We start from the raw sequence: 13,032 nt of genomic DNA on the forward strand, positions 1-13,032 counted from the left end.
CAATCCTCTCTTACGCGTCCGGCACGGCCTGATAGGGCGCTTCTTTATCCGTACGCTCCTTGCTGCCCCAGGCCGCAATACCGACCTTGAGCGCATAGAACAGGATGCTGAACACCACCAGCAGGAACAGCGCGGTCAGGGTCGCGTTGGTGTAGGCGTTGAAGATCACGTGCTGCATCTGCGTGATGTCCTTGGCCGGCGCGAGGATCTGTCCATTGGCCAGGGCGTCGCTGTATTTCTTCGCCAGCGACAGGAAGCCGATCGCCGGGTTGGCGTCGAACAGCTTGATGAAGCCCGCGGTGGTGGTGCAGATCAGCAGCCAGACGGCCGGCAGCAGGGTCACCCAGATGTAGCGCTGGCGCTTCATCTTGATCAGGACCACGGTGCCGAGCATCAGGGCGATACCGGCGAGCATCTGGTTGGAGATGCCGAACAATGGCCACAGGGTGTTGATGCCGCCCAGCGGATCGATCACGCCCTGATACAGCAGGTAGCCCCACATGGCCACGCAGCCGGCAGTGGCGATCAGGTTGGCGGTCCAGGACTCGGTGCGCTTGAGCGCCGGAACGAAGGAGCCCAGCAGGTCCTGCAGCATGAACCGTCCGGCACGGGTGCCGGCGTCCACTGCGGTGAGGATGAACAGCGCTTCGAACAGGATCGCGAAGTGGTACCAGAACGCCATGGTGTTCTCGCCCGGCAGGACGTGGTGAAGGATCTGCGCGATCCCCACCGCCAGGGTCGGGGCACCACCGGCACGGGCCAGGATGGTGTTTTCGCCGATATCCCGGGCCACCGCCTGCAACTGCTCGGGGCTGATGACGAAGCCCCAACTGCTGACGGTCTGGGCCACCGACACCACGTCAGAGCCGACAATCGCCGCCGGGCTGTTCATGGCGAAGTACACGCCCGGCTCGATCACCGAGGCCGCGACCATGGCCATGATCGCCACGAAGGACTCCATGAGCATGCCGCCGTAGCCGATGTAGCGGGCGTTGGATTCGTTATCCAGCAGCTTGGGCGTGGTCCCCGAGGAGATCAGCGCATGGAAGCCGGACACCGCGCCACAGGCAATGGTAATAAACAGGAACGGGAACAGACCGCCCTTCCACACCGGGCCGGTGCCGTCGGTGAACTGGGTCAGGGCCGGCATTTTCAGCTCGGGCATGGTGATCAAGATGCCGATCGCCAGGGCGATGATGGTGCCGATCTTGAGGAAGGTCGACAGGTAGTCGCGGGGCGCCAGGATCAGCCACACCGGCAGCACCGCAGCGACGAAACCGTAGCCGATCAGCATCCAGGTGATCTCGATGCCGGTGAAGGTGAACATCTTGCCCCATACCGGATCGGCCGCGACCTGGCCCCCCAGCCAGATCGAGCCCAGCAGCAGCACCACGCCGATCAGCGAGATCTCGCCGATGCGCCCAGGGCGGATGTAGCGCATGTAGACGCCCATGAACACCGCGATCGGGATGGTCGCCATCACCGTGAAGATGCCCCACGGGCTCTCGGCCAGGGCCTTGACCACGATCAGCGCCAGCACCGCGAGGATGATGATCATGATCAGGAAGCAGCCGAACAACGCAATGGTCCCCGGAACGCGGCCCATTTCCTCACGGACCATGTCGCCCAGGGAACGGCCGTTGCGCCGGGTGGAAAGGAACAGCACCATGAAGTCCTGTACCGCACCGGCCAGGACCACCCCGGCAATCAGCCACAGGGTGCCGGGCAGGTAGCCCATCTGCGCCGCCAGGACCGGGCCCACCAGGGGACCTGCGCCGGCAATGGCCGCGAAATGGTGACCGAAGAGGATGTGCTTGTTGGTCGGTACATAGTCCAGACCGTCGTTGTTGACCACCGCAGGCGTGGCCCGACGCGGGTCCAGCTGCATCACGTTGGTGGCGATGAACAGACTGTAATACCGGTACGCCACCAGATAGATGGCCACAGCAGCCACCACAATCCACAAGGCGTTGATCGCCTCGCCGCGACGCAATGCAACGACGCCGAGGGCGCACGCTCCCACGATTGCCAGCAGTAGCCAGGGTATATGGCGTGCCAGGCTATTATTGTTTTTCATTTTTATATTCCAGCCAGGTTGGACACAAAGATCGCGTTCCGAGTGTAGCGCTACTGCTACCAAAGACCACCCCCCACGTTGGTCTAGAGCCTTCTTTTAGCTTATGAGGCGGTTTTTTCTCGGAACGAATTCAGTTGAAGACAGGGCGTGATGAATACCCGGGACCGCGTTGGCAGAAAATCAGTGCGGCCGTGAACAAGGCGCCGCGAGGATCCTCTCGCCCACGCCCAGGCCCGGTGTTGTTCGGCCCGCCTGAACGTGCCTCCCGTCCCAGCTCCGGCGCTGGCGGTAGCGACAGCGATAAACCGGGGTCTATAGTCAGTGCACCACGCAGAGGGCCAGCCCATGAGCGAACAACACGCCGACCGTCGACGTTTCAAGCGCATCGCCTTCGATGCGCAGACCGAACTCAGCCAAGGCACCCACCGCTGGCCGGTGCGGTTGCTGGACCTGTCCCTCAAGGGGCTGCTGATCGAACGACCCGATCCCTGGCCGGGCGACCCAGGGCGTCCTTTCGAAGCTGACATCCACCTCAGCCCCGACGCCGATGTGCGCATGGACGTGCAATTGGCCCATGACGACAACGGCCAGTTGGGTTTTGTCTGCCTGCACATTGGCCTGGAGTCGATCGAGCATCTCAGGCGGCTGATCGAGCTGAACCTCGGGGACCCGGAAGAACTGGAGCGCGAGCTGGGGGCGTTGATCGATATCTGATCAACCCCCTGTCGCGTGCGTCTCAGGGAAACAGTGACGGATCGGGAAAATCGCTTTCCGTGTCCCAGTAGCCGGCTTGCTGGCGCGAGGCCTCCGTCCATTGGCCGTCGACGAAACGGAAGGTGCGATAGGTGGTGATGAATTCCTCGTTCTGCGCCGAGGACGCGGACGACACCTGCTGGATGCTCTCGGTGCCCCCGTCGCGCGCTGGAACGATCTGCCAGGCGGCCTTGCCGGTCTGCGCCAGGATCAGTGGCAGCCGCTCGCCGTTCTCCCCCTGACACAACACCGGATCAAGCTGGCGCTGCTCGGGCATCAGCACTTCGCTTGCCGGGCCGCTGTAGCTGCCCATCGGCGCGGTCTGGTCGATGGTCAGGAAGAACGCCGGGGATGGCAAGCCGTTGAGTGGTGCCTTCTCCACCGTTGCCATGGGATAGCCCAGGGATTTCTCCGCCAGCACCTCACCGCTGTCGGACACCCAACGCGCCTGAGCCCCCAACGGGGCGACCGGAGGATCCTCCCCGGGCTCGGCAAAAGCGTCGACATCCAGCCCGCTGCCCCAACTGTCGGCGTGCAACTGCGGGGTGATACGCAAGTCCTCCAGCACCTCCAGCACCGAGCCGTCCCCCACCAGCACCTGCTGCGCCACCCGGTAGCCCTCAGGCACCTCGGCCTGCTGCGCCAGGGCCAGCCCGGCACTGCAGAACAACCCCATCCCCAGTGTCCAGCCTTTCAATCGGCTCATGCTCATCATCTGCTTCCTTTCCTGAGGGCCCGGCGTGATTATTCGAAAAGCGCATCCAACGCCTGTTCCAGGCGGGTCACGGCAATGATCTTCAAGCCCGGCGGCGACTCCTTGGGGGCGTTGCCCTTGGGCACGATAGCCCGTTTGAAGCCGTGCTTGGCCGCCTCTTTCAAGCGCTCCTGGCCACTGGGCACCGGGCGCACCTCGCCGGACAGCCCCACCTCGCCGAACACCAGCAAATCATGGGGCAGCGGACGGTTGCGCAGGCTCGACATCACTGCCGCCATCAACGCCAGGTCGGAAGCGGTCTCCAGCACCTTGACCCCGCCCACCACGTTGAGGAACACATCCTGGTCATGGGTGGGAATGCCGCCATGGCGGTGCAGCACCGCCAGCAGCATGGCCAGGCGGTTCTGGTCCAGGCCCAGGGTGACCCGGCGCGGGTTGGCCAGGTGGCTGTCATCCACCAGCGCCTGGACTTCCACCAGCATTGGCCGGGTGCCTTCCCAGGTGGCCATCACCACACTGCCCGGCACCTCTTCCTGGGCACGGGTGAGGAAAATCGCCGAAGGATTGGAAACCTCCTTCAAACCACGGTCGGTCATGCCGAATACACCCAGCTCGTTGACCGCGCCAAAACGGTTCTTCACCGCCCGCAGCAAACGCAGGCGCCCGTCGGACTCGCCCTCGAAATACAGCACGGTGTCCACCATGTGCTCCAGCACCCGCGGCCCGGCCAGGGCGCCTTCCTTGGTCACGTGGCCGACGAGGAAGATCGCCGTGCCGCTCTGCTTGGCGTAGCGCACCAGCAAGGCGGCGCTCTCGCGCACCTGGGACACGCCGCCCGGGGCCGATTGCAGTTGCTCGGTGAAAATGGTCTGGATCGAGTCGATCACCATGACCTTGGGTTTTTCCACCCGGGCCGTGGCGATGATGGTTTCGATGCAGGTTTCGGTCATCACCCGCAGTTGATCCTGGGGCAAGCCCAGGCGCCGGGCGCGCATCGCTACCTGCTGCTGGGATTCCTCACCGGTGACGTACAGCGCCGGCATGCGCGTGGCGATGTTGCACAGGGTCTGCAACAGGATGGTCGACTTGCCGATCCCCGGGTCGCCGCCGATCAGCACCACCGAACCGTCCACCAGGCCGCCGCCCAGCACCCGGTCGAGTTCGCCGGACGCGGTAGAGAAACGCGGGATTTCCTCGACGCTGACTTCCGCCAGGGTCTTGATCTGCGCCTGCTGTCCGGCCCAGCCGGTACGCCCGGCAGGCGCCGCGGCGCCGCCGCTTTCGATCATGGTCTCGGTCAGGGTGTTCCAGGCCCCGCACTCGCCGCATTGCCCGGCCCATTTGGGAAAGGTGGAGCCGCACTCGGTGCAGCCGTACATGCGCTTGGCCTTGGCCATCTGAACCCCCGGCAAAAACCGCGATGATAGCGCAGACAGGACGGATCAGTGCGGCGCGACGGTGCGTATCTGCCCGCTGGCCAGGCGCGTGGCGCTATTGCCCAGGGGATCCTCGGCATTCAGGTCGGCGCCTTTGGCCGCCAGTGCGTCCAGCAGCTCGGCGCGCTTGAACAGGCCGGCATACATCGCCGCCGTCTGCCCGGCGCCATTGCGCTGGTCGGGGCTGCAATCGGCGGCCAGCAGGCGTCGGGCAATCTGCACCTCGCCCTTGAAGATCGCCCCCATCAAGGCCGTGTTGCCGCGCTTGTCCTGGGCGCAGGCGTTGGCCCCGGCGGCCAGCAGGCGCTCTACCGCCGGACCCTGGCCGTGATAAGCGGCAAGGATCAGCGCGGTGTAGCCCTTTTCATCCTGGGTATCGAGGGAGTAACCGGCCTCGATAAAGGTGTTGAGCATCTCCACATCGCCACGGCGGGCAGCATCGAAATAGTAGTTTTCCAGCTGGACCTTGACCGCCACCGGGTCGGCGGGCTGGGCCTGGACAGCCAGGGCCCAGGCCAAGGTCAGCAGCGCAATGAACAGGCGCATGGCGCACCTCCGTCTGTCTAGAAAGCGCAGGAGCCGGCTTGCCGGCGAAGGGCCGCCCGATACCGCGCGGTGTCCGTGTTCGCCGGCAAGCCAGCTCCTACAAGGGGTGAAACATCAGTCGTTGAGCTTGGCCGCCAGCGCCTTGACCCGGCCCAGGTCACCCTTGGCCACCTTGGTCACGCCGGTGCCGTATTCAGGGTCGGCCTTATAAAGGAAGGACAGCATGATGTGCTTGCTCTCGTCATCGGTGGTGGCCAGGGAGCCGCCGAAGCTGTCGATCAGGTCCTGGCGTTCCTTCTTGCTGAGGGAGCGGTACAGATCACCGGCCTGCTTGAAGTTCTGCTCGCGCTGGATCTTCGCCTGCTGGGTACTGCCCGACAGGGCCATCTGGCTGTAGCGCGCAGTTTGCGGTTCTTCGCGCGGCATCAGGCGGCTTGGCTGGTAGTTGACCCCGGTGCTGGTGTGGCCCAGGTTCATCGCGCCGTCCTGGTTGCCGTTGTTCACCGGGTTCTTCGGTGCGTTGATCGGCAGTTGCAGGGCATTGGCGCCGATGCGGTACATCTGGGTATCGGCATAGGAGAACACCCGGCCTTGCAGCAGGCGGTCTTCCGACGGCTCGATGCCCGGCACCAGGTTGGCCGGGGCCATGGCCACTTGCTCGGTTTCCTGGAAGACGTTGGCCGGGTTGCGGTTCAACACCATCTGCCCGACTTTGCGCTCGGGCACATCCGGCCAGATCTTGGTGGCATCCAGCGGGTCGAAATCAAACTTGGCCAGGTCTTCGGGTTTCAATACCTGGACATACAAGTCCCACTTGGGAAAGTCCCCTTTATTAATGTGGGTTACCAAGTCATTAGTCATATGGCTGTAATCGCGGCCCTGGACCTCTACCACTTGTTTCGGGTCGAGATTCTTCAGACCTTGCAGGCTCTTCCAGTGAAACTTCACGTAGTGCACTTCGCCCTTGGCGTTGATCAACTTGTAGGCGTGCACACCATTACCGTCCATTTCCCGGTAACTGGCCGGAGTGCCGGAGTTGGAATACAGCTCGGTCAAAGTACGGGTGGCTTCGGGAACATGGGAGAAGAAATCGAAACGCCGCGAGTCATCATCGAGGTTGGTGCGCGGGTCCGGTTTGAATGCGTGCACCATGTCCGGGAACTTGATGGCATCACGAATGAAGAAGGTTGGGAAGTTGTTGCCCACCAGGTCCCAGTTACCGTCCGCGGTATAGAACTTGGTGGCAAAGCCGCGAGGGTCACGCAGGGTTTCCGGGGAGTGGTTGCCGTGCACCACTGCCGAGAACCGCACGAACACCGGGGTTACTTCTCCGGCGGCGAAGACCTTGGCACGGGTCAGGTCACTGAGGTTGTCGGTCACGGTGAAGGTGCCGTGGGCACCGGTGCCGCGCGCATGCACCACCCGCTCTGGAATGCGCTCGCGGTCAAACCGCTGGAGTTTCTGGATCAGTTGCACATCCTGCAGCAGCACCGGGCCGGTGGCGCCCGCGGTCTGTGAATTCTGGTTATCGCCCACTGCCGCGCCGTTGTCGCGGGTCAGCGTGGCGGCCTGTACGGAAAGGGAAAGCATACTGGCGGCAAGCACGCCGAGTACGCGTCGCTGGGCAAGATTCCCAAGGCCAAGAGAAGCGGTCATGTTGTATTCCTCTAGTTATATAAGGCGCATCTCGATGCGCCTGCTAGAGGCTAGTGGCTAAATATTTGAAAGATAAATAGAAAGGCCGTAACCGCTCGATTGAGAGAATGTTCTGGTTATATCGTCGGATGCGGGGTATATCGCGCGCGATCTGATGGCACTTTAATAAACTATTTGCCTCTTTGTCGGTCGATAACCCCGCGAGCTGTAAAAAGTTGTTTCGGCAAAATGCTTTTTGCTGAATTACACTGCCGTAACCAACCTCATCTGTAGCAAGGAATAACCTATGGGCGTGTTAAGTGAATTCAAGGCCTTCGCGGTCAAAGGTAATGTGGTCGACATGGCCGTCGGTATCATCATCGGTGCCGCCTTCGGCAAGATCGTTTCGTCCTTTGTCGGCGACGTGGTCATGCCGCCAATCGGCCTGCTGATCGGTGGGGTGAACTTCGCGGACCTGGCGGTCACGCTCAAGGCGGCTGCGGGCGATGCGCCGGCAGTGGTCTTGGCGTACGGCAAGTTCATCCAGAGCATCATCGACTTCATCATCATTGCCTTCGCCATCTTCATGGGGGTCAAGGTGATCAACCGTCTGAAGCGCGAAGAGGCCGTGGCCCCGACGCTGCCGCCGGTGCCGACCAAGGAAGAAGAGCTGCTGGGAGAGATCCGCGATCTGCTCAAGGCTCAGAACAACAAGCCCTGAGGCTGATCCTGCAATACAACAACGGCGCCCTGAAGGCGCCGTTTTCATTACCAGTAGTTTTCCACCGCCACCTGCCCCGGGCGCCGGGTTAGGCTCAGGCTCATGCCCCGCTGCTTGAGCAGGGCGCGGGTGTCGTCGATCATCTGCGGGTTGCCGCAGAGCATCACCCGGGAGTGCTCGGGGCTCAGCTCCACACCGGCGGCACGCTCCAGTTCACCGTTGTCGATCAACTGGGTGATGCGCCCGTTGAGGCTGCCCGGGTGCTGCTCGCGAGTCACGGTGCTGATGAATTGCAGCTTGTGGGCAAACTCCGCCAGGTACTCGCGCTGGGGCAACTCGGCGAGCAGTTGCTGATAGGCCAGCTCCCTGGCCTCGCGCACGCTGTAGACCAGGATGATGCGCTCGAACTTCTCCCACACCTCGAAGTCCTGGAGGATCGACAGGAACGGCGCAATCCCGGTGCCTGTGGATAACAACCAGAGGTCGCGGCCATCGACGAAACGGTCCAGGGTCAGGTAGCCAAAGGCCTGGCGATCCACCAGCAGGCTGTCCCCCACTTCCAGGCGGCTCAGTTCACTGGTGAACTCGCCACCGGGCACCACGATGGAAAAGAATTCGAGAAACTCATCGAACGGCGACGACACCATGGAATAGGCGCGCCACACCGTGCTGCCATCGGCCTTGGTCACCCCGAGGCGGGCGAACTGCCCGGCACGAAAGCGAAAACCCGCATCCCGGGTAGTGCGCAGGGTGAACAGGCTGGAGGTCAGGGGCTGGACCTCGAGCAGGGTCTGGCGGGTGTACTTTTCTTCACTGGCAGTCATGACAGGCTCCACAAAACCGATGCGCTAGTGTCCCGCAAAGCGCCGCGCAGAAACACCGGCGGTTTGTAGTGGCATAGAGCGCGGGCAATCAGCGACAAAAAAACGTACCATTTAGCCCCACTTCGAACAGCCCGCACTGCCGCTGTCCGAGGGTTCCCGTGCGCTCGACAGCCCCCACCGCCGGGACATTCACCGATTACCTAGAGTCCGCCCCATGCCCCTGCTTGCAAGCCCCTTCGCCCAGCTCGACCTGATCCGCCAGCCCGAACAGCAGAACGAGCCGCTGCAAGCCTTCGACGCGGCGGACGAATACCTGCTCAATCACCTGGCTGAACAGCAACCGACCAGCGACACCCGGGTGCTGGTGCTCAACGACAGCTTCGGCGCCCTGGCCGCAAGCCTTTTGGGCAAGGTCCAGGTCTGCAGCAGCGGCGATTCCTACCTCGGCGCCCTGGCCCTGGAAAAGAACCTGGTGCGCAATGGCCTGCCCTTCGACGCCGTGCGCGTGGTGCCGGCCAGCGAAACCTTGAGCGGGCCGTTCGATCGGGTGCTGATCCGTGTTCCCAAGACCCTGGCCCTGCTGGAAGAGCAACTGATCCGTCTGCAGGGGCAACTGGCCCCCGGCGCCCAGGTGGTGGCGGCGGCCATGGTCAAGCACCTGCCCCGTGCGGCTGGTGACTTGCTGGAGCGCTACATCGGCCCGGTCCAGGCCTCGCTGGCGGTGAAAAAGGCTCGCCTGCTGATTGCCACGCCGCAAGACAAACAGCCCGCCGTGTCGCCCTACCCGACCCGCTATCGCCTGGAACAGCCGGCCATCGAACTGCTCAACCACGCCAACGTGTTCTGCCGTGAAGGCCTGGACATCGGCACCCGCGCCTTCCTCCCGCACCTGCCGCAGAACCTGGGCAACGCCCGGGTCGCGGACCTGGGCTGCGGCAACGGCGTGCTGGCCATTGCCAGCGCCCTGGACAACCCCCAGGCCCATTACACCCTGGTGGACGAATCCTTCATGGCGGTGCAGTCGGCCCGGGAAAACTGGCAGGCGGTGCTCGGTGAGCGCGAAGCCGAGATGCGCGCCGGCGACGGCCTGGCCGGGCAAGCGCCACAGTCCCTGGACGTGGTGCTGTGCAACCCGCCGTTCCACCAGCAGCAGGTGGTGGGCGACTTCCTCGCCTGGCGCATGTTCCAGCAGGCCCGGGAAGCCCTGGTGGTGGGCGGCGCGCTGTACATCGTCGGCAACCGCCACCTGGGTTACCACAGCAAGCTGGCGCGGCTGTTCCGCGGCGTCGAGCAAGTGGCGGCAACCCCCAAGTTCGTGATCCTCAAGGCCCGCAAGTAAGGGTTCGCCGAAACACCGCGGCCTTCTCCACAGGCAAAAAAAACCCTCCACCGGGGAGGGTTGAAACCGTGCCGCAAGGCAACGGGATGGGATGATCAGTGGGTGCTAAGGCCGGCGGCGCTCATGAACATGCGCATCAGGCTGGCCACCACGAACAGGGCCAGGACACTGCCGCCCCAGATCATTGCCAGCCAGCCCAGGCGCTGCCACAGCGGCTTCTTTTCCGCCTGTTCGATTTCCTGCAAAGAGTGTTTACCGCTCATGATTTCAACTCCTGCCTAACCCGAATTCCCGTAGCAGCTGGCTTGCCAACGAATGCGACGGCAAGCGGGCACAAGGCTCAAGGGCCTGTTCGCCGGCAAGCCGGCTCCTACCTAGTGATAACCGTCTTCGTGGGTGACCTTGCCGCGGAACACGTAGTAGCTCCAGAAGGTGTAGCCCAGGATGAACGGGATGATGAACAAGGTGCCTACCAGCATGAAGCCCTGGCTCTGCGGCGGCGCGGCAGCGTCCCAGATGGAGATCGACGGCGGCACGATGTTCGGCCACAGGCTGATGCCCAGGCCGCTGTAGCCGAGGAAGATCAGCACCAGGGTCAGCAGGAACGGCGTGTAGTGGGCATTGCGGGCCACGGCGCGCAACAGACCGTACATGGTCACCAGCACCAGGATCGGCACCGGCAGGAACCAGAACAGATTCGGCAAGGTGAACCAGCGTGCAGCGATCTCGGCGTGGACCAGCGGGGTCCAGATACTGACGATGCCGATCACGGCCAGCACGACATAGGCCAGGGGCCGAGCGATGTCATGCATCTGCTGCTGCAGCTTGCCCTCGGTCTTCATGATCAGCCAGGTGCAGCCGAGCAAGGCATAGGCCACCACCAGCGCCAGGCCGCAGAACAGGGTGAAGGGGGTCAGCCAGTCCAGGGAGCCGCCGGCGAACTGACGGTTGACCACCGGCAGGCCATCGATGAACGCCCCCAGGGCCACGCCCTGGAAGAAGGTCGCTGCCACCGAGCCGCCGATAAAGGCCTTGTCCCAGATGTGGCGCTTGTCTTCCTTGGCCTTGAAGCGGAACTCGAAGGCCACACCGCGGAAGATCAGGCCCACCAGCATCAGGATCAGCGGCAGGTACAACGCCGAGAGCACCACCGAGTAGGCCAGCGGGAAGGCGCCGAACAATGCCGCGCCGCCCAGTACCAGCCAGGTTTCGTTGCCGTCCCAGACCGGGGCGACGGTGTTCATCATCACGTCACGGTCGCGGTCGTCCTTGACGAACGGGAAGAGAATCCCGATCCCGAGGTCGAAGCCGTCCATGACCACGTACATCATGATGCCGAAGATGATAATCACGGCCCAGAGCAGCGGAAGATCAATACCCATGACTCAGTTCCCCTTATTCAGGCGGGTGCCGTGGTCGGCATCGTGGTCATCGTCGGCTGCGGACAGCGGACGGGCCGGGGTACGTTTCTGCCCGGGACCACCGTGGCTGGTTTCGGCACCTTCGTTGGTGACCGGGCCTTTGCGCACCAAGCGCATCATGTAGCCGATCCCCACGCCGAACAGCGAGAAGTACACCACCACGAACAGCGCCAGGGTGATGCTCATCTGCACAAAGCTGTGCCCGGAAGAGGCGTCCGCCGTACGCATCAGGCCGTAGACCACCCACGGCTGGCGGCCGATCTCGGTGGTGAACCAGCCCGCCAGGATCGCGATCAGCCCGGACGGGCCCATCCACAAGGTCAGGTACAGGAACGGCCGCGAGGTGTAGAGGGTGTCGCGCTTGCGCAGCCAGACGCTCCACAGGCCGGTGAAGATCATCAGCATGCCCAGGCCCACCATGATCCGGAACGACCAGAAGACGATGGTCGAGTTGGGCCGGTCCTCGGGCGGGAACTCCTTGAGCGCCGGCACCTGCTTGTCCAGGGAGTGGGTGAGGATCAGGCTGCCCAGGTAGGGGATTTCCACCGCGAAGCGGGTTTTCTCGGCCTTCATGTCCGGCCAGCCGAAGAGGATCAGCGGGGTCGGTTCGTTGCCGACGTTTTCCCAGTGGCCTTCGATCGCGGCGATTTTCGCCGGCTGGTGCTTGAGGGTATTGAGGCCGTGGAAGTCGCCGATCACCGCCTGCACCGGCGCCACGATCAGGGCCATCCACATGGCCATCGACAGCATGCGACGAATGGCCGGGTTGTCCCGCCCGCGCAGCAAGTGCCAGGCTGCGGACGAGCCGACGAAGAACGCCGTGGCGACGAACGCGGCTACAGCCATGTGCGCCAGGCGGTAGGGGAATGACGGGTTGAAGATCACCGCCAGCCAATCCACCGGGATCACCTGGCCGTTGACGATTTCATAGCCTTGGGGGGTCTGCATCCAGCTGTTGGACGAGAGGATCCAGAAGGTCGAGATCAGGGTGCCGATGGCCACCATGATCGTGGAGAAGAAGTGCAACCGGCGCCCGACCTTGTTCCAGCCGAACAGCATGACCCCGAGGAAACCGGCTTCCAGGAAGAAGGCCGTGAGCACTTCATAGGTGAGCAAGGGGCCGGTGACGGAGCCGGCAAAGTCCGAGAAACGGCTCCAGTTGGTGCCGAACTGGTAGGCCATCACCAGGCCGGAGACCACGCCCATGCCGAAGTTGACGGCGAAGATCTTCGACCAGAAGTGGTAGAGATCGCGGTAGGTGTCGTCGCGGGTCTTCAGCCAGAGGCCTTCGAGCACCGCCAGGTAGCTCGCCAGGCCGATGGTGATCGCCGGGAACAGGATGTGGAACGAGATGGTGAACGCGAACTGAATTCGGGCGAGATCTAGAGCCTCTAAACCGAACATAAGCTTTCCTCTGTCAGGTAATACCGGCTGCCGGCCAGAGGCCTGCACCCACTGCCCCCACGGATATGGAGTGCGGCGAATTCGGATTCGTTCTTTTTTAAACCATCGCTACGCAGGGATTCTGGCACTTGGGCCACCACATCAGCCTTTGCAAAAAGGTT

12 protein-coding genes are annotated in these 13,032 nt (G+C 63.2%); 3 read left to right on the forward strand and 9 right to left on the reverse strand.

Annotated elements, in window-relative coordinates; translation table 11 throughout:
• Positions 1 to 10: 10 nt before the first annotated feature.
• Entirely contained in the window at positions 11 to 2,077 is a 2,067-nt protein-coding gene (locus U873_RS0115975; RefSeq protein WP_025129212.1) for a carbon starvation CstA family protein, read from the reverse strand.
• A gap of 345 nt (positions 2,078 to 2,422) precedes the next feature.
• Between U873_RS0115975 and U873_RS0115980 the strand changes: the two genes are divergently transcribed.
• Positions 2,423 to 2,791 (forward strand): PilZ domain-containing protein, encoded by a 369-nt coding sequence (locus tag U873_RS0115980; protein ID WP_025129213.1) that lies wholly within the window; start codon positions 2,423 to 2,425, stop codon positions 2,789 to 2,791.
• Between the two features lie 22 nt (positions 2,792 to 2,813).
• Here U873_RS0115980 and U873_RS0115985 read toward each other — a convergent pair whose 3' ends face one another.
• The 4 genes from U873_RS0115985 to katB all read right to left on the reverse strand — a co-directional run bounded on the left by U873_RS0115985 (position 2,814) and on the right by katB (position 7,183).
• Positions 2,814 to 3,542 carry a hypothetical protein gene (locus tag U873_RS0115985; protein WP_025129214.1) on the reverse strand — a complete coding sequence of 243 codons (729 nt, stop codon included), beginning with the start codon at positions 3,540 to 3,542 and terminating at the stop codon, positions 2,814 to 2,816.
• 32 nt (positions 3,543 to 3,574) lie between these two features.
• Positions 3,575 to 4,942 carry a DNA repair protein RadA gene (gene radA, locus U873_RS0115990; protein ID WP_025129215.1) on the reverse strand — a complete coding sequence of 456 codons (1,368 nt, stop codon included), beginning with the start codon at positions 4,940 to 4,942 and terminating at the stop codon, positions 3,575 to 3,577.
• 45 nt (positions 4,943 to 4,987) lie between these two features.
• A complete protein-coding gene (locus tag U873_RS0115995) occupies positions 4,988 to 5,527 on the reverse strand; it encodes an ankyrin repeat domain-containing protein (protein WP_025129216.1) in 540 nt (179 codons plus the stop codon).
• A 114-nt stretch (positions 5,528 to 5,641) separates the two neighbouring features.
• Positions 5,642 to 7,183: a catalase KatB gene (gene katB, locus U873_RS0116000; protein WP_025129217.1), complete on the reverse strand. Its 1,542-nt coding sequence runs from the start codon at positions 7,181 to 7,183 to the stop codon at positions 5,642 to 5,644.
• Between the two features lie 286 nt (positions 7,184 to 7,469).
• Between katB and mscL the strand changes: the two genes are divergently transcribed.
• Positions 7,470 to 7,883 carry a large-conductance mechanosensitive channel protein MscL gene (gene mscL, locus U873_RS0116005; protein WP_025129218.1) on the forward strand — a complete coding sequence of 138 codons (414 nt, stop codon included), beginning with the start codon at positions 7,470 to 7,472 and terminating at the stop codon, positions 7,881 to 7,883.
• Positions 7,884 to 7,930: 47 nt separating this feature from the next.
• Here the strand turns inward: mscL and U873_RS0116010 are convergent, their stop codons facing one another.
• Positions 7,931 to 8,707 (reverse strand): ferredoxin--NADP reductase, encoded by a 777-nt coding sequence (locus U873_RS0116010; protein ID WP_025129219.1) that lies wholly within the window; start codon positions 8,705 to 8,707, stop codon positions 7,931 to 7,933.
• Between the two features lie 214 nt (positions 8,708 to 8,921).
• Here U873_RS0116010 and U873_RS0116015 point away from each other — a divergent pair, with 214 nt between their 5' ends.
• A complete protein-coding gene (locus tag U873_RS0116015; RefSeq protein WP_025129220.1) occupies positions 8,922 to 10,046 on the forward strand; it encodes a methyltransferase in 1,125 nt (374 codons plus the stop codon).
• Positions 10,047 to 10,141: 95 nt separating this feature from the next.
• On the opposite strand, the gene U873_RS35265 is transcribed toward U873_RS0116015, so the two are convergent.
• The 3 genes from U873_RS35265 to U873_RS0116030 all read right to left on the reverse strand — a co-directional run bounded on the left by U873_RS35265 (position 10,142) and on the right by U873_RS0116030 (position 12,871).
• The gene (locus tag U873_RS35265) at positions 10,142 to 10,309 is read right to left on the reverse strand and encodes a DUF2474 domain-containing protein (protein ID WP_081818670.1); all 168 of its coding nucleotides are present in this window, start codon (positions 10,307 to 10,309) and stop codon (positions 10,142 to 10,144) included.
• A gap of 111 nt (positions 10,310 to 10,420) precedes the next feature.
• Positions 10,421 to 11,428: a cytochrome d ubiquinol oxidase subunit II gene (gene cydB / locus U873_RS0116025; RefSeq protein WP_025129221.1), complete on the reverse strand. Its 1,008-nt coding sequence runs from the start codon at positions 11,426 to 11,428 to the stop codon at positions 10,421 to 10,423.
• A 3-nt stretch (positions 11,429 to 11,431) separates the two neighbouring features.
• Entirely contained in the window at positions 11,432 to 12,871 is a 1,440-nt protein-coding gene (locus tag U873_RS0116030) for a cytochrome ubiquinol oxidase subunit I (protein WP_025129222.1), read from the reverse strand.
• Positions 12,872 to 13,032: the final 161 nt, after the last annotated feature.

This window comes from Pseudomonas sp. PH1b (assembly GCF_000633395.1).
Taxonomy (GTDB): domain Bacteria; phylum Pseudomonadota; class Gammaproteobacteria; order Pseudomonadales; family Pseudomonadaceae; genus Aquipseudomonas.